General features: G+C 72.8%; 13 protein-coding genes. 3 read left to right on the forward strand and 10 right to left on the reverse strand.

Features of this window, described 5'->3' with window-relative positions; genetic code table 11:
* The first annotated feature begins 106 nt into the window (after positions 1 to 106).
* Complete coding sequence (locus ACFP3R_RS21080) at positions 107 to 1,609, forward strand: multicopper oxidase family protein (protein ID WP_380638072.1); 1,503 nt, start codon at positions 107 to 109, stop codon at positions 1,607 to 1,609.
* A gap of 117 nt (positions 1,610 to 1,726) precedes the next feature.
* On the opposite strand, the gene ACFP3R_RS21085 is transcribed toward ACFP3R_RS21080, so the two are convergent.
* The 4 genes from ACFP3R_RS21085 to ACFP3R_RS21100 form a co-directional block, all read right to left on the reverse strand.
* Positions 1,727 to 2,212: a DUF5980 family protein gene (locus tag ACFP3R_RS21085; RefSeq protein WP_380638073.1), complete on the reverse strand. Its 486-nt coding sequence runs from the start codon at positions 2,210 to 2,212 to the stop codon at positions 1,727 to 1,729.
* 61 nt (positions 2,213 to 2,273) lie between these two features.
* A complete protein-coding gene (locus ACFP3R_RS21090) occupies positions 2,274 to 2,522 on the reverse strand; it encodes an acyl carrier protein (protein ID WP_380638074.1) in 249 nt (82 codons plus the stop codon).
* The gene (locus ACFP3R_RS21095; RefSeq protein WP_380638075.1) at positions 2,515 to 4,194 is read right to left on the reverse strand and encodes a fatty acyl-AMP ligase; all 1,680 of its coding nucleotides are present in this window, start codon (positions 4,192 to 4,194) and stop codon (positions 2,515 to 2,517) included. The genes ACFP3R_RS21090 and ACFP3R_RS21095 overlap by 8 nt, the downstream gene beginning before the upstream one ends.
* Positions 4,191 to 5,249, reverse strand: coding sequence for an SDR family oxidoreductase (locus tag ACFP3R_RS21100; RefSeq protein ID WP_380638076.1), 1,059 nt, complete (start codon positions 5,247 to 5,249; stop codon positions 4,191 to 4,193). Before ACFP3R_RS21100 ends, ACFP3R_RS21095 begins: the two co-directional genes overlap by 4 nt.
* 83 nt (positions 5,250 to 5,332) lie before the next feature.
* On the opposite strand from ACFP3R_RS21100, the gene ACFP3R_RS21105 reads away from it, so the two are divergent.
* A complete protein-coding gene (locus ACFP3R_RS21105; protein WP_380638077.1) occupies positions 5,333 to 5,890 on the forward strand; it encodes an EF-hand domain-containing protein in 558 nt (185 codons plus the stop codon).
* A gap of 239 nt (positions 5,891 to 6,129) precedes the next feature.
* Here ACFP3R_RS21105 and ACFP3R_RS21110 read toward each other — a convergent pair whose 3' ends face one another.
* From ACFP3R_RS21110 to ACFP3R_RS21135, 6 genes are all read right to left on the reverse strand, one after another.
* On the reverse strand, positions 6,130 to 7,368 hold the full coding sequence (locus ACFP3R_RS21110; RefSeq protein WP_380638078.1) for a PQQ-dependent sugar dehydrogenase: 1,239 nt from the start codon (positions 7,366 to 7,368) through the stop codon (positions 6,130 to 6,132).
* A gap of 145 nt (positions 7,369 to 7,513) precedes the next feature.
* On the reverse strand, positions 7,514 to 7,897 hold the full coding sequence (locus ACFP3R_RS21115) for a hypothetical protein (RefSeq protein ID WP_380638079.1): 384 nt from the start codon (positions 7,895 to 7,897) through the stop codon (positions 7,514 to 7,516).
* A 58-nt stretch (positions 7,898 to 7,955) separates the two neighbouring features.
* Positions 7,956 to 9,422: an MFS transporter gene (locus ACFP3R_RS21120; RefSeq protein WP_380638080.1), complete on the reverse strand. Its 1,467-nt coding sequence runs from the start codon at positions 9,420 to 9,422 to the stop codon at positions 7,956 to 7,958.
* Positions 9,423 to 9,475: 53 nt separating this feature from the next.
* Complete coding sequence (amaB, locus tag ACFP3R_RS21125) at positions 9,476 to 11,008, reverse strand: L-piperidine-6-carboxylate dehydrogenase (protein WP_380638081.1); 1,533 nt, start codon at positions 11,006 to 11,008, stop codon at positions 9,476 to 9,478.
* A complete protein-coding gene (locus ACFP3R_RS21130) occupies positions 11,005 to 11,946 on the reverse strand; it encodes a 2OG-Fe(II) oxygenase family protein (protein ID WP_380638082.1) in 942 nt (313 codons plus the stop codon). Before ACFP3R_RS21130 ends, amaB begins: the two co-directional genes overlap by 4 nt.
* Positions 11,943 to 13,205, reverse strand: a complete 1,263-nt coding sequence (locus ACFP3R_RS21135) for an aminotransferase class V-fold PLP-dependent enzyme (protein WP_380638083.1) — start codon at positions 13,203 to 13,205, stop codon at positions 11,943 to 11,945. Before ACFP3R_RS21135 ends, ACFP3R_RS21130 begins: the two co-directional genes overlap by 4 nt.
* Before the next feature lie 865 nt (positions 13,206 to 14,070).
* On the opposite strand from ACFP3R_RS21135, the gene lat reads away from it, so the two are divergent.
* The gene (lat, locus tag ACFP3R_RS21140) at positions 14,071 to 15,453 is read left to right on the forward strand and encodes an L-lysine 6-transaminase (protein ID WP_380638084.1); all 1,383 of its coding nucleotides are present in this window, start codon (positions 14,071 to 14,073) and stop codon (positions 15,451 to 15,453) included.
* Positions 15,454 to 15,467 lie beyond the last annotated feature (14 nt).

Below are 15,467 nucleotides of genomic sequence, written 5' to 3' on the forward strand. Positions count from 1 at the left end.
CCGCGCGATCCGGTGCTCCGCCGCGCCGCTCGGGAGGCCGGCCGGCGTCGGATCTAGGTGGTCTTCACCGACGCGACGACCACCCCGGCCGCGGCACGTTGTCCCCGTGAGACGTCGCACAGCGCTGAAGGCCATCGGTTTCGGTATCGGTGGCGCGGTCGCCCTCGGTGGTGGTGGCCTTGGTGCGTACTACGCCGCCGCGAAGCGGGACACCGCCGGGAAGATCGCCTTCGACCGGGCTCTGCCGATCCCGGCCCTGGCGGAGGCGGGGAGCGGCGCGGCGGGAGCCCGGGTGTTCACGCTCGGCATCCGGCCCGGCGAGACCCGGTTCAAGGACGGGCCGCCCACCCGCACCTGGGGTGTGAACGGCACGTACCTCGGCCCGACGATCCGCGCCCGGCGCGGTGAGCGGGTCGAGCTCACCGTGCGCAACGGCCTGGATCAGGAGACCTCGCTCCACTGGCACGGGATGCACCTGCCGGCGGCCGTGGACGGCGGTCCGCACCAGCCCGTCCCGGCCGGAGGGGTGTGGCGACCGCGGTGGACCATCGACCAGCCCGCCGCGACGCTCTGGTACCACCCGCACGTGCACGGCGCCACCGCGGACCACACGTACCGGGGCGTGACCGGCCTGTTCATCGTCGACGACGAGAACGCCGACGCGCTGAACCTGCCGTCCGAGTACGGCGTCGACGACGTCCCGATGATCGTCCAGGACCGGGCGTTCGACGGCGACAACCAGTTCGAGCAGCGGGTCCCGCTGGGCGGCTCGCTGGGCGTGATCGGTGACGAGATCCTCGTCAACGGCACGATCGGACCGTACTTCGACGTCACGACCAGGCTCGTGAGGCTGCGGCTGCTGAACGGTTCCAACGCGCGCCTGTACAACTTCGGGTTCTCCGACGACCGGAGCTTCTCGCTCATCGCCACGGACGGCGGCCTGCTCGCCGAGCCGTGGGAGACCACCCGCCTGCACCTGTCGCCGGGCGAGCGCGCCGAGGTCGTGGTGGCCTTCCGGCCCGGGGAGCGGGTCGAACTGCGCTCCTACCCGTCCGACCACGGCGGCTCACTGGGGCGGCTCGACGGCTTCGACGACCGCCTGGACATCTGCCGGTTCCGAGCCGCGGGCACCCTGGCCGACGACACCGAACTCCCCGCGGTGCTCGCCGCCCTGCCGGACCTCGCCGGCGAGGCGGTCGCGGAGGAACGCTCCTTCGTGCTCGCGTCGGACCGGATCAACGGCCGGCCGATGGCCATGGACCGCATCGACTTCGGCGTCCGCGGGGGCACCGTCGAGGTGTGGGAGGTGACGAACGACAACGGCTACCCGCACAACTTCCACGTCCACGACGTGCGGTTCCAGGTCCTGTCGGTCGACGACGAGCCACCGGGGCCACACCTGCGTGGCCGCAAGGACACCGTCCTGCTCCCCCCGGGGAGGCGCTACCGGCTGGCGATGCGGTTCGGCGACCACACCGACCCGAACGTGCCGTACATGTACCACTGCCACCTGCTCCGGCACGAGGACGAGGGGATGATGGGCCAGTTCGTCGTCCTGGGCGAAGGCGAGCAGGTCGGCGTCGTGCCGAAGGCGCACCACCACCCCTGATGCCCGAGGGGTGTCGAGGCGGCTGCCGAGTCGCGGTTCACGCGGTGGGAACAGCGGGCGGCGGTGACGGATTCCCCGAGGTGCCGGCAGTCGCCGCCGGTGCCCCGGGTTCACCCGCTACGCCCGCATGCAGTCGACCCAGGACGCGGTGGTGACGACGATGTCGGCCGGGTGGGTTTCGGTCACCGTCCCGTCCGACACCCACATCCGCGCGCGGTACGTCGCCAACGGCACCGTCGCGGACCCCTGCACGAGGATGAACCCGTTGACCCCGACCGCGCCGTCGTCGGGGTCGGGGTGGTTGGAACCCGGCGGGATGTGGCTCTCCGTGGCGGTCCAGCCGGGGGGCAGGTCGCGCATCCCGAAGTCGAGGTCGGTGGACCAGCTCCCGGTCACCGCGAAGATGAAGTAGGACTGGTGGGTCCTCCCCTCGGGTCCGTGCTGGACGCACATCCGTTGTGGGGCGCCGTAGTTCTGGAGGTGCCACGTGTGGGTTCGCGAGGCCGCCTGCGCCGACGCGACGACCGATGAGCCGACCAGGGACAGCAGGAGCACCGCGACCAGGGCGAGCGCCGATCCGGCGATCCGGGACACCACTCTCATCGAATCCCTCCTCAACCGGGGTGGAACGCTTCGGTCGAAGCTGGCGACCGGATCTCAGAGTTCACTGAGACTGCCCGATCCGCCCGCCGAGGTGGTCCACGATGGTGTCGACGGTCGGGAAGTCCCACACCAGGGTGGGTTCCACGAGGATTCCCCAGCGTTCCTCGATGTCGACGCACAACCCCATGGCGTGCACGGAGTCGAAGCCGAGCGAACGCAGGGCCACGTCGGCGCCGACCTGCGACGGCGGCAGTTCCAGGTAGCCCGCCACGGCCTCGACGAGCCAGGTCCTCAACGTGTCGTCAGGCACGGTTCTCCTCCGGGGTGTCGACGAGGGCGGCGACGGCGGGGGACAGCACGCGGTGCAGTGCCGACAGCCCACCGCCGAGGAACAGGTCACGCATGTGCCCTCGGCGCACCTTGCCGCTGGTGGTGCGGCGGATCGTGCTCGACCGGACGACCACGATGCTCACGGACACGCCGAACTGGCCGGTCACGGCGTCGAGCACGGCATCGGCGAAACCGCCGGGGTCGCCCTGCGAGGCACGGCGCACCTCCTGCACCAGCACGACGTGCTCCCCCGACTCGGCGTCCCGCACGCCGAAGGCCGCGCCCGCGCCCGCGTCCGGGTGCGCCTCCCGCGCCGAGAACTCGATGTCGTGCGGGTAGAAGTTCCGGCCGCGGACGATGACGACCTCCTTCAGCCGCCCGGTGACGTACAGCTGCCCGTCGAGGAGGAATCCCAGGTCACCGGTCCGCAGTTCGCGACCGTCCGGGCCGGTGACGAACGTGGCGCGGGTCGCGGCGGGATCGCCGTGGTAGCCCGCGGCCAGGCTGGGGCCGGACACCGCGATCTCGCCGATCGTGCCGTCGCCCACCTCGGCGCCCGTGGCCGGGTCGACGACACGCACCCCCATGGCGGCCGGCTCGCCGCACCCGACCAGCCGCACCCCGGTGGCGTCCGAGGTGGGCACGACCTCGCCGGCGGCCAGCGACGCCGGGGTGAACGAGCGGACGATCGGCCCGCGGCCGCGCGACGTGCAGGTGACCACCAGGGTGGACTCGGCGAGCCCGTACCCGGGGTTCAGCGCGGTGCGCCGGAACCCGACCGGCGCGAACCTGTCGGCGAACGCCTCCAGCGTGGCGATCCGCACCGGCTCGGCCCCGCTGACCGCCATCGTCAGGCAGGACAGGTCGAGCCCGTCCAGCTCCGCGTCGCCGATCCGGCGGGTCGCCCACGCGTAGCCGAAGTCGGGGGCCACGGTCCAGTCCACCCGGTGGTCGCTGATCGCGCGCAACCAGCGGATCGGCCGGGCGACCACCGCCTCCGGCGAGAGCAGGACCAGGTCCGCCCCCGCGTCCAGGGCCTGCAACTGCAACCCGACCAGTCCCATGTCGTGGTGGTGCGGCAGCCAGCCGCCGATCCGCCGGACGGGGACGTCGCCGCTGATCCCCCGGAACATCCCCAGGTTGTGCGTCAGGCTGCCGTGGGTGATCTCGACGCCACGCGGCCGGCTGGTCGACCCGGAGGTGTACTGGAGGTAGGCGACGGCGTGGGCGTCCACCTCCGGCGGCTCCCAGGGGTCGGGGGATTCGGTCGCGTCGAAGGCCCGCGCCGACAGGTCGCTCAGCGCGGCCACGTGCGCCTCGTCGGTGAGCACCAGCCGCGCGCCCGAGTCCGCCAGCAGGCGGTCCACCCGGTCCACCCGGGAGGCCCCCGACAGGGGCAGGGGCGCGGGCACCGCGACGGCGCGCGCGTAGAGGCAGCCGAGGAACGCGACGAGGAAGTCCAGCCCGGTGGGGTAGAGCAGCAGCACCGGTTCGCCCGCCGCCCCGGACCGGGTCAGCCAGGACGCCACGGCCCTGGACCTCCGGTCGAGGTCGCGGTGGGTCAGCTCGGCCGCCGGCCCCCTGTCCTGGAGGTGGGTGACCTTCCGGTCGGCGCGCGGGCGGGCGCGGAAGCGGGTGGCGAAGTCCGTCATCCGGGCAGCCCCTCGCGGACGTACCAGGAGATGAGGAGGTCGAGTACCCGGGGTGTGACGGGTGGCGGCTCGGCGTCCGGGTGGGACTCGAACTCGTACTCGTGGCGCAGGTAGGGGGAGGTGAACTTGCACCGCATGTTGACGATCGCCTCGAACCTGCTGAAGGGCTCGGCTTCGACGTCCGCGGCGGTGACGGCGACCAGCTCGACGGGCAGGTGCGCGGAGATCGCGGCGAACAGGTCGGTCACCGGGACCGCGACCGGGGGCACGAGGTGCCGCACCGGCCGGTCGAGGGGACCGCCGGCCAGCGCCAGCATCCGGTCCACGGTGCCGTCGACCGGCGTCAGGTGCAGGGCCGCCGCCGGGTGGCAGACGAAGCGGACGCGTTCGCCGGGGGTGCGCCTCGCGAACAGCGCGATGACCCTGAGGAAGTCGTACATGCCGAGGTCGGTCAACGCCCGACCGGTGCCGGAGTGACCGACCATGACGCCCAATCGGGTGACAAGAACTTCGCCTTCTCGTGCCGGCGCAGTGTGTGAAAGCTCGACTTCGGCCGCTCTTTTTGAGTGTTCGTAGTCGTTTCTGAACTCGGACGGGTGACCGGGTTCAGGCCATTGCTCCAACGCTCTACTTTGAGTGGTTCCGTGTTGGTAGGCCGTGCTGACGTGGACGTACCGGGAACCGGGTTTCGCGTGCCTGGCGAACGCGGCCGCGACGTTGGCCGAGCCGACCACGTTGACGTCGCGCAACTCGGCCTCTCGACGCGGGAAGAACGTGATGAGGGCGGCGCTGTGCCAATACGTGCAGGGTTCGGCGAACACGTCGGAAACCGGCGTTCCCAGGTCGGGTTCGGCCAGTGAGAACGGTCTGACCTGCACCTTCTCCACCAGGGCCGGGTTCAGGTGCAGCGTGGCCAGCGCGTCGGTGACTTTCCTCCTGACGACTTCCCCGCTGGCGCGCGCCAAAGCGGTCACCGAGTCGCCGCGCGCCACGAGCGCGCCGATGAGGTGAGAGGCCACAAAACCATTGGCACCATCTACCACGTGGTTGGCCATGGGGCAACCTCCCTGTGGACGCGTTGTGAACGGTGGCGTTAGCATCGCCAGGGTAATGCCGCCGGGAGAAAGAGTCGCACACCATGCTCAACGAACTGCTGGAACGGAAACTCGCACACCTCTTCGCCCTGCTGGACGTGGACGACGACGGGACCATCGACAGGATGGACTACACGGCTTCCGCGGACCGGCTCGTCACCGCGTTCGGGTACGCGCCCGGCTCGCCGGAGAGCGAACTCGTCCGGGACCGCTACCAGCGGCTGTGGGAGGCGGTCACGCTCCCGATGGACACCGACGGGGACGAGCGCGTCGACGTGGAGGAGTACTCCTCGGGCATGGACCGGTTCGTGACCGCGTCCGAGGACGGCTACCGCACCCACATCGCGCCGGTCGCCGACGCCTTCTACGACCTGATGGACGTCGACGGCGACGGCCGGATCACCAGGACCGAGTACGTGCGCATGGCGGCCAGCGCCTTTCGCCTGTCCGAGGCCGCGGGCAACGCCGCGTTCGACCGGCTCGACCTGGACGGCAACGGGTGGCTCGACCGCGCCGAGCTGCACGTCGCCAACGAGCAGTTCTTCCGCAGCCCGGAGGAGGACGCCAGGGGGAACTGGATCTTCGGTCCGATCGCGGCCTGACCCCGACCTGTCGGGTGTGACCGCGATCGGCCACACCCGGCACGGTGTGCCGGTCTCGTTCGACGGCGCCCGGTTCGTCGGGGGCGGTGTCCCCGCGGCGTGCGGCGACCCCGGTGTGCGCGTGCTCCGGCACCCGGACCCGAGGCGGGGACGGCCGCCCGGACGCGGCCGTCCCCGGAGGTGTCACAGGTGTGGGCGATCCCGGTGTTCTCGCGGGTGCGGGGGATCGCCCCGGGGCCTCAGCGGTTCGCCGCCCCGCCGGCCGGCGGCTGGACCCGCTCGAACCGCACCCGGTTCAGGTACCCCGGGAGGTCGCTGAGCACGTACAGCTCGCCGTGCGCGTCGGTGCCGATCGCGGTCGGCTGGGTGGGGAGGTTGCCGATCGTGGCGGACTCGTAGCCGCCGTCGAGCTTGGGGCGCACGGCGAACACGCGGGTCGAGCAGTAGTCGCTCGCGACGTAGGTGCCCCACGCCTCCGGGGTCCTGGACCCCCGGTACACCACGCCGCCGGTCACCGAGCAGTTGTCGTTGTAGTGGTCGTACTCGAAGACCGGGTCGGTGTACCGGCCGCCCGCCCGGCACTGCTGCGGGTCGAAGACCGGGGTGCCCTCCCGGCAGGACCAGCCGAGGTTCGCCCCGCCCTGCCACGGGCGGATGTGGTTGATCTCCTCGACGAGGCCCTGGCCCACGTCGCCGATCCACAGCGAGCCGTCGACCGGGTCGACGGAGAAGCGCCAGGGGTTGCGCAGCCCGTAGAGCCAGATCTCCGGCCGCGCGCCCGGCACGCGGATGAACGGGTTGTTGGAGGGCACGCAGTAGGGCTGCGCCCCGCAGGCGCGGTTGACGTCGATCCGCACGATCTTGCCGAGCAGGGTGCCGAGGTCCTGACCGGCCTTGAACGGGTCGTGCGAGCCGCCGCCGTCGCCGAGGGACCAGTAGAGGTAGCCGTCACGGCCGAACGCCACCTGGCCGCCGTTGTGGTTGCCGTACTCGGCGTGCTCCTGGGTGAGCAGCACCTGGAGCCGGTCGGGGGCGCCGAGGGGGACCCGCGCCAGGGTCAGCGCGCCGGCCGGCAGGCTCGTGTAGGCCACGTAGAGCATCCCGGTCCGGGCGAAGTTCGGCGCGGGCGTGATGCCGAGGAGGCCGCGCTCGTTGTCCGACGCGTCGATCCTGGAGGTCAGGTCGAGCACCGGTGCGGCCGCCAGGCCGGTGTCGGGGTGGTAGGAGCGGACGGTGCCCTCCTTCTCCACGACCAGCATCCGGCCGTCCGGCAGGCCGGTGATCGCGATCGGGCGTCGCAGGCCGGTCGCCACCCGTTCGGAGGTCACGGTCAGCTCGGTGAGCGGCACCGCGCGGGTGGGGGACGGGCCGGCCGCGGCACTGCCGCTCGCCGACACGGGGGGCAACAGGAACGCGGACAGGGCCAGGATCAGCAGGCCGGCGGGCAGGGTGAACGGGCGACAACGCCGTCGCGACATGGTTCGGCTCCTCGCGCAGGGTGTGGAGGACACGTTCTGGGAGCGCTCCCAACCTACCGCGACCGCCCGATGACATCCAGTCACCGCCCTGCCGCCTTTTGGTGGGAGAAGAGGCGGGGGACCGGCAGGTGGTGGTGGTCGGCTCCTACGGGTTCGGGCGGGGGACCCGGGCGGGGGCCGCTGTGGTGACCGGCGACGCCGGGCCCGCCCGGACGACCGCCTGGGCGGCGGCCAGCAGCTCCTCGACGCGGTACCAGCACACCGGCACCCGGTCGGACTCGGCCAGCGCGGTGACGACCGCGTCGGGCACGGCCGCCGGGGGGAGGCCGCAGGTGATCGCGACGACGCGCCGGAGCGTCGCCGAGCCGTCCACGACCGAGCCGTCCACGACGGAGCCGTCCACGACCGAGCCGTCCACGACCGAGCCGTCCACGACGGAGCCGTCCACGACGGAGACCGAGCTGTCCGCGACCGAGCTGTCCGCGACCGGGCTGCTCGCGACCGGGCTGTCCACGACCGGGCTGTTCACGGCCACAGTGTCCACGACCGCGGCGTCCGCGGCCGTGTCGGCGGGCGGACCGGCGCCCCTACCGCGGTGGCCGGTGGCGGTCATCGTGCCGGCTCGCGGCGTCGTGGGCACCGGAGCGGAGGGCGGGGACCGCCACCGCGGGGTGGTCGTCCCGCAGCGCGGGCAGGAACGCGGCCAGGACGGCCAGGGCGAGCATGATCAGCGCGATGCCCCGGAACGCGGCCCCGTAGCTCGCCGCGAGCTCCACCGGCCCCGCCCCGGCAGGGGGCACGGTCAGCATGATCAGCGCGGCGAGGCCGAACGCGCCGCCGAACTGGCGGGCCGTGCTCATGACGCCGGAGGCCGCGCCCGCGTCGGCGTGTGGGACACCGGCGGTGACGGTCCTGGTCAGGGGCGCGCCGACGAGCCCGCCGCCGATGGAGATGGCGACCGCCGGGACCAGGACGCCCTCGACGTAGTCGCTGTCCGGGGTCACGCGGCTCTGCCACCAGAAGCCGAGCGCGCCGATGACCCCGCCCACCGCGATGAGCGTCCTGGTGTGCACGCGCCGCATCAGCCACGGCACCAGGACCAGCACCACCGCCATCATCACCAGCGCGTGCGGCAGGAAGCCGAGACCCGCCTGCGCCGCGCTGAACCCCAGGACGTCCTGCATGGTCAGCGTCAGGAAGTACCAGACCGGCACCTGGCTCGCGCCCGCCAGCAGCATCGCCGCGTTGCCCCAGGCGATGCCGGGCAGGGCGAACAACCGGGGGGGCACCAGGGGCACCGGGGCGTACCGGGTCTCCACCACCGCGAACCCCACCAGCGCCGCCGAGCCGGCCACCAGCGGCGCGGTCACCGCCGGGTCCGCCCAACCGTGCTCTGCGGTCCGCGTCGCGGCGAGGGTGAGCAGGGAGAACCCGGCGGTGGCGAGCACCGCGCCCGGCAGGTCGAGCCGGGCGCGGTTCGCGACGACCCCGCGCGGGGCCAGCACCACGGCGGCGAGCACCAGCAGCGGGAGGCCGAACGGCACGTTCACCAGCAGGACCGACCGCCACGTCAGGAACTCCGTGGCCACCCCGCCGAGCAGGTTGCCCGCCGCCCCGCCGACCAGGGCGACCGCCGTCACGGTGGTGAGCGCCCGGGTCCGCCGGTGGCCCTCGGCGAACGTGGTGGTCAGCATGGTCAGCGCGAGCGGGGCGAGGACGGCGGCGCCCGCGCCCTGGGCGGCGCGGGCCGCGATCAGCGTCGCCGCGGAGTCGGCGAGCCCGCCGACGAGCCCGGCGGCGGTGAACACCGCCATCCCGCCGAGGAACACCCGTCGCCACCCGTACAGGTCGGCCAACCGGCCGCCCGGCAGCAACAACCCGGCGAACGCCAGGGTGTAGCCGTGCACCGCCCACTGGAGCGTCCCCGGCGAGAACCCGAGGTCGGCCTGGATCGACGGCAGCGCGACGGTGATCACCGACGTGTCGAACAGCACCAGGAACTGCGTGGTGCACGACAACACCAGCACCGTGGCGTGGTTCAGTTTCGCGGGCATGGCTCCGCGCCCCCCGTTGTGTCGTCCGCCGTTCTTCCGCCGGCGTGCTCCGGCTAGCCCGAGAAGTCGACTCCCTGGGCGAGCGCCACCCGGCCGGAGAAGTTGACGGTGTTGGTCGCGCGGCGCATGTAGGCCCGCCACGCGTCGGAGCCGGACTCGCGGCCCCCGCCGGTGTCCTTCTCGCCGCCGAACGCGCCCCCGATCTCCGCGCCGGAGGTGCCGATGTTGACGTTGACGATGCCGCAGTCCGCGCCGTCGGCGGCCAGGAACCGCTCCGCCTCCCCGTGGTCGCGGGTGAAGATGCCCGACGACAGCCCGTGCGGCACGCCGTTGTGCAGCTCGACCGCTTCCGCGAAGTCCCGGTAGGACAGCACGTACAGGACCGGCGCGAACGTCTCCTCGCGCACCACCTCGGTCTGCGCGGGCATCCGCACGAGGGCGGGCCGGACGTAGTGCGCGTCGGGCGCCAGGTCCGCGAGCTCCCGCTCACCGCCGGCCAGGACCGAGCCGCCCTGCGCCACCGCGCGCTCGACCGCCGCCCGCATCGCGGCGTGCGCCGCGCCGTGCACCAGCGGTCCGACCAGCGTGCCGTCCCGGAACGGGTCGCCGACCGGCAGGACGCGGAACGCGGCGGAGAGCCGGTCGGTGACGTCGTCGACCACGTCCTGGTGGACGATGAGCCTGCGCAGGGTCGTGCACCGCTGCCCGGCCGTGCCCGCCGCCGCGAACACGGCGGCGTCGACCGCCAGGTCCAGGTCCGCGGACGGGGCGATGACGGCGGCGTTGTTCCCGCCCAGCTCCAGCAGGCTCCGCCCGAACCGGGCGGCGACCCTCGGCCCCACCTCCCGGCCCATCCGGGTCGACCCGGTGGCGCTGACGAGCGGCACCAGGGGCGAGTCCACGAGCCGGGCGCCGGTCTCCGCGCCGCCGAGCAGCACCTGGTTGAGGTGCGGCGGCGCGTCGGACTCGGCGGCGGCCCGGTCGAGCAGCGCCGCGCAGGCGAGCGCGGTCAGCGGGGTCAGCTCGGAGGGCTTCCAGACCACCGTGTCGCCGCAGACCAGCGCCACCGCCGCGTTCCACGCCCACACCGCGACCGGGAAGTTGAACGCGCTGATCACTCCGACCACGCCGAGCGGGTGCCAGGTCTCCATCAGCCGGTGGCCGGGCCGCTCCGACGGCATGGTGCGCCCGTAGAGCTGGCGGGACAGACCCACCGCGAAGTCGCAGACGTCGATCATCTCCTGCACCTCGCCGAGGGCCTCGGAGCCGATCTTGCCCGCCTCGGCGGTGACCAGGGCGGCCAGGTCCTGCCGGTGCTCGGAGAGCAGCGCGCCGAACCGCTTGACCAGCGCGCCGCGCACGGGCGCGGGCGTCGTCCGCCAGGTCAGGAACGCCTCGTGCGCCGCGTCCACGGCCCGGTCGACCTCCGCCGGGCCGTGCGCGCGCAGGTCGAACAGGGGCGCGCCGGTGACGGGGGTGCGGGCCGTGACACCGTCGCCCGCGAACGCCGCCGGGTCGACCCCGCACCGCTTCAGCGCGGTCTCGACCCGGGCGCGGACCTCCTCCGTGGCGCTGATCGCCGTCATCGCGCGTCCGCGGTCTTGCGGATGTTGATGTAGTTGCCGCCGATCCAGTCGTTGAACGTGGCGGTCTCCACCGGCAGGTCCACGGTGAACCCGAGCTCCTTCGCGCGGGCCACGGAGAACTCGAAGTCGAGGCTCGGCCGCAGGAAGAACACGCTGGAGGTGCGCCCGCTGCCCACCCGCTTGTCCTCGCCGGGCGCGGCGACGTGGTGCAGGGGCGCCTTGACCGCGCCGTCGGAGACGAGCGTGGCCACGGCCCCGCAGAACACCAGCACCGCGTCCGGCGTGGCGGGCAGGTCGACGTACCGGCCGTCCACCTCGCCCTGGAGGCTGACGAACCCGTTGCGGCACGGGGTCTGGTGGATGAGCGTCACGATCGACAGGTCGTAGTGCGGGGCCATCCGCAGCGGCTGCTTCTCGGCGATGCGGTCCTCCGGCACCTCCGGGAAGTACCGCAGCCGCAGCACCGGGTCGCAGTCGAGGAGTTCCTCGACGCCCCCCGCGGGCCGGGCGTCGACGGCGGCCAGCACCTGCCGGGCGACGTCCTTGGCGGCGACGTTCAGCGAGTCGAAGTACCGCTGCCAGACCGCTTCGAACTCCGGGGTGGGGAACAGGTTCTCGTCGACGCCCATCGAGTAGGACATCGAGTAGTCCGTGTACTTGCCGGTGTTCGTGATGCGCGCGGTGCTCTCCGACTCCAGCCGGGTGAACCCGCGCCGGATGGTCTGGACCGGGTGGGTGGCGGCCCGCTTCTGCTCCTCGGGGCCGTGCTCGAAGAAGTCCACGGCGATCTCCCGCGCCGCCTCGTGGTCCTGCTCGGTCAGGCCGCTGTTGGTGAGGTAGAACAGGCCCTTCTCGCGCAGGCACTCCCGGAACTCGTCCCGGCGGTGGCCGTCGCGCAGCCCGGTCAGGTCGAACGTGGGGACCGTCGTGTCCGTCATGTGCTCGTCTTCTCCGCGATCTCGTCTCGTGACAGGGACTCCTGGCCGGGGCGAACCGGGTCACGGCGCGTTCCGACCAGTTCTTCCAGTGCCTCGGCCAGGCGCTCGACCTCGGCCTCGGTGTTGTAGAGGTGCGTGGAGACCCGCAGCAGCGGCCGGCCGGCCCACTCGGTCGTGGCCACCTCGATCCGCCGGCGGTGCCACAGGGCGTGCCGGAGCGCGGTGGCGTCGACGCCCTCGGGCAGGTGGAACGCCGTCATGCCGCCGTGCAGGGCCGGGTGCTCCGGGGTCGCGGGGCGCAGCCCGTGCCGGCCCGAGAGGCGGTCGCGGACGGCGCCGGCGAGGGCGCGGGCGCGGGCCGCGACCCGGTCGTGCCCGAGCGCGGCCTGGAAGTCGATCGCCTCGGGCAGCGCGAGCCACGGGGTCAGGTCGCGCGTGCCCTCGCACTCCAGCACGCGCAGCCGCGGCGTGCTGCCGAAACCGTCGCGCTCGTCGGGCGGGTGGTCGGCCGGTGGCCGGTGGCCCCAGCTCACCTGCGGGGGTGACAGCGCCTCACCGCGACCCCCGGCGAAGTGCAGGAAGCCGGTGCCGGTGGGCGCGAGCAGCCACTTGTGCCCGCTGCCCGCGTAGTAGTCGCACGGCACGTCCGCCAGGGACAGCGGGGTGAACCCCGGCCCCTGGGCGCCGTCGACGACCGTCACCACCCCGCGCTCGCGGGCCGCCGCGCACAGGTCGGCGAGGGGCAGCACCGTCCCGGTCGGGGACAGCACGTGGCTGAAGAAGAGCAGGCGGGTGCGGGGACCCATCGCGGCGGTCACCACGTCGACGACGTCCCCGGGACCGGTCGGCCGCTCCGGCAGGGCGACGGTCCGCACGGTCAGGCCCTGCCGCGCCGCGGCCCGCTCCCAGCACCAGCGCATCGGCGCGTACTCCTGGTCGGTGAGCAGGATCTCGCCGGGCGCGGGCAGGCGCAGCGACGAGGCCACCAGGTTGACGGCGGCCGTCGCGTTGGTGGTGAGCACCAGCCGGCGCGGGTCGCCGCCGAGGAAGCGGGCGAGCCGCTCGCGGGCGGTCCACAGCAGCGGCGGGACCTCCCGCAGCAGGAAGTCCATCGGCGCGGCGGCGAGGTGCGCGCGGAAACCGCTGACGCGGTCGAAGACCGGCCGGGGCAGCGGTCCCCCGGAACCCGCGTTCAGGTGCGCGGCGGTCGGGTCGAGCAGCACCCGGCCGCGCACCAGCGCCCAGTCGATCTCCGGCATCGCCCATCCCTCACGTGATTCCAGACAGCATGGAATTCAATACGCCCGTGGGAATTGATATACCTCAAACCGAGGTGTGCGTTCACCGGACGCGGTGGGGTGCCGCCGGTGAACTGAGTCGACTCCCGGGATGCTACCAGTCAACCGGTGAACACGAAGATACGGAGAGGCGGAGTTTGAATTCCGCGGCGCGGTCAACGCGATGTCGCGCGGGCGTCGGGAGCGAAGTGCGGAACGCTCGCGATCGGCACTCGCCCCGAATCCCGACCACGCACCGCGACCACCGGCACCCCGCCGTCGGGGTGACCCGGCACGTCCTGTCGGCGGCGTGAAAGACCGGGTCGGCCTCGTCTTCGACGCGGGTAGAGGCGTCCGATCGCACCTGGTCGCGCCTTTTCGGCGGGTGTCAAGCCCCCGCCTCGCCCAGGCTCCTTCCGCCCGGCATACCGCGAAGATCATGAAACGTCACGCGGCCGATCCGCCCAACATCGCGGATTCGCATCCACGGTGCCGTTCTCACCGCTCCCGCCTTCGGTGTTGCCACTCGAACGGCGGTACTAGGCATGAATTCACCTGTTAGTCTGAATTCCGGTCGACGAATCACAAGACTGTTCTCGGTGGGTATTCGGCCGCCGGTGGCGGCTCATCAGGAGGTGATTCCGCAATCCGGTACCCGTATCGGTTCCGCTGAACCGGTACGAAGCGCTGCGCGCGGAGCGCGCATTTCACCCACCGGTGCGGAACTGCCGGTCCGGACGTGGATGAGGGGCCCAAGCGCCCCCTGCCCGCGTGCCGCGACCGCGCCGACGCACGCGGTCATCACCTGCCAACAGTACGCATCGCGGACACGACGCTGGGGAGCGCCATGGTGCTGGGAACGCCGACGGCCTACGGCCATGACGGGCCGGGGCGCCGCGCGGCACCAAATCGTCCGGGCATCGGGCCGGGGGACGTCCGTGCCGTGCTCGAACGCCACATGCTGGTCGACGGCTACGACCTCGTGCTGGACCTGAACGCCAGCTTCGGGGTCTGGCTGGTCGACGCCCTGACCGGGGAGCGCTACCTCGATCTGTTCTCATTCTTCGCCTCGTCGCCCCTCGGTTTCAACTCCGTCCACATGGTGGGAGACCGGGAGTTCCTCGACGAGCTGGCCGTGGCCGCGCTGCACAAGCCGTCCAACCCGGACGTCTACACGGTGCCCTACGCGCGCTTCGTCCACACGTTCGCCGAGGTGCTCGGCGACCCGCTGCTGCCCTACCTGCACTTCGTCGAGGGCGGCGCGCTCGCGGTGGAGAACGCGCTCAAGGCCGCGTTCGACTGGAAGGCGCAGAAGCTCGGCCTGCCCGACGACGCCGTGGACGGCCTCCAGGTCCTGCACCTGGAACGCTCCTTCCACGGCCGCAGCGGCTACACGCTCTCGCTGACCAACACCGAGCCGGCGAAAACCCTCCGCTTCCCCAAGTTCGCCTGGCCGCGCATCCCGTCGCCGGCCCTGCGGCACCCCCTCGCCGAGCACGAGAGCGCCAACCGGGACGCCGAGCGGCGGTCGCTCGCGGCGGCCGAGGCGGCGTTCGCCGCGGCGGACGGCATGATCGCGTGCTTCATCGCCGAGCCCATCCAGGGCGAGGGCGGTGACAACCACCTCGGCGCCGGGTTCCTCCAGGCCGTGCAACGGCTCTGCCACGACAACGACGCGTTGTTCGTGCTGGACGAGGTGCAGACCGGCTGCGGCATCACCGGCACCCCGTGGGCCTACCAGCAGCTCGGGCTGCGCCCGGACCTCGTCGCGTTCGGGAAGAAGACCCAGGTGTGCGGGGTGATGGGCGGCGGGCGGATCGACGAGGTGCCGAACCACGTCTTCGCCGTCCCCTCCCGGATCAGCTCCACCTGGGGCGGCAACCTCGTCGACATGGTGCGCGCCACGCGCGTCCTGGAGACCGTCGAGCGGCTCCGGCTCCTCGACGCCGTGGCCCGCGGCGGGCAGCACCTGCTCGACGGCCTGGTGGCCCTGGCGGCCGCGCACCCCGGTGTGGTGCGCAACCCCCGGGGCCGGGGGCTGATGTGCGCGATCGACCTGCCCGACACCGCGACCCGGGACGACGTGCTGACCCGGATGTACCGCGACCACCGGGTGATCGCCCTGCCCTGCGGGGAGCGGGGACTGCGGTTCCGGCCCCCGCTGACGATCACCGAGGACGAACTCGACCTCGGTCTCGACGCGCTGGCGAACGTCGTCGGCGCGCTCTGACCGGCCACACCCGA

Source organism: Saccharothrix lopnurensis, from assembly GCF_042658445.1.
Lineage (GTDB): Bacteria > Actinomycetota > Actinomycetes > Mycobacteriales > Pseudonocardiaceae > Actinosynnema > Actinosynnema lopnurensis.

Bases quoted from the DNA above. Each gene is read 5' to 3' on its own strand.
- ACFP3R_RS21100 (WP_380638076.1), bottom strand. From the start codon at position 5,249: ATGGCCAACCACGTGGTAGATGGTGCCAATGGTTTTGTGGCCTCTCAC.
- ACFP3R_RS21120 (WP_380638080.1), bottom strand. From the start codon at position 9,422: ATGCCCGCGAAACTGAACCACGCCACGGTGCTGGTGTTGTCGTGCACC.
- ACFP3R_RS21135 (WP_380638083.1), bottom strand. From the start codon at position 13,205: ATGCCGGAGATCGACTGGGCGCTGGTGCGCGGCCGGGTGCTGCTCGAC.
- ACFP3R_RS21095 (WP_380638075.1), bottom strand. From the start codon at position 4,194: ATGACGGACTTCGCCACCCGCTTCCGCGCCCGCCCGCGCGCCGACCGG.
- ACFP3R_RS21085 (WP_380638073.1), bottom strand. From the start codon at position 2,212: ATGAGAGTGGTGTCCCGGATCGCCGGATCGGCGCTCGCCCTGGTCGCG.
- ACFP3R_RS21105 (WP_380638077.1), top strand. From the start codon at position 5,333: ATGCTCAACGAACTGCTGGAACGGAAACTCGCACACCTCTTCGCCCTG.
- ACFP3R_RS21130 (WP_380638082.1), bottom strand. From the start codon at position 11,946: ATGACGGACACGACGGTCCCCACGTTCGACCTGACCGGGCTGCGCGAC.
- lat (WP_380638084.1), top strand. From the start codon at position 14,071: ATGGTGCTGGGAACGCCGACGGCCTACGGCCATGACGGGCCGGGGCGC.
- ACFP3R_RS21110 (WP_380638078.1), bottom strand. From the start codon at position 7,368: ATGTCGCGACGGCGTTGTCGCCCGTTCACCCTGCCCGCCGGCCTGCTG.
- amaB (WP_380638081.1), bottom strand. From the start codon at position 11,008: ATGACGGCGATCAGCGCCACGGAGGAGGTCCGCGCCCGGGTCGAGACC.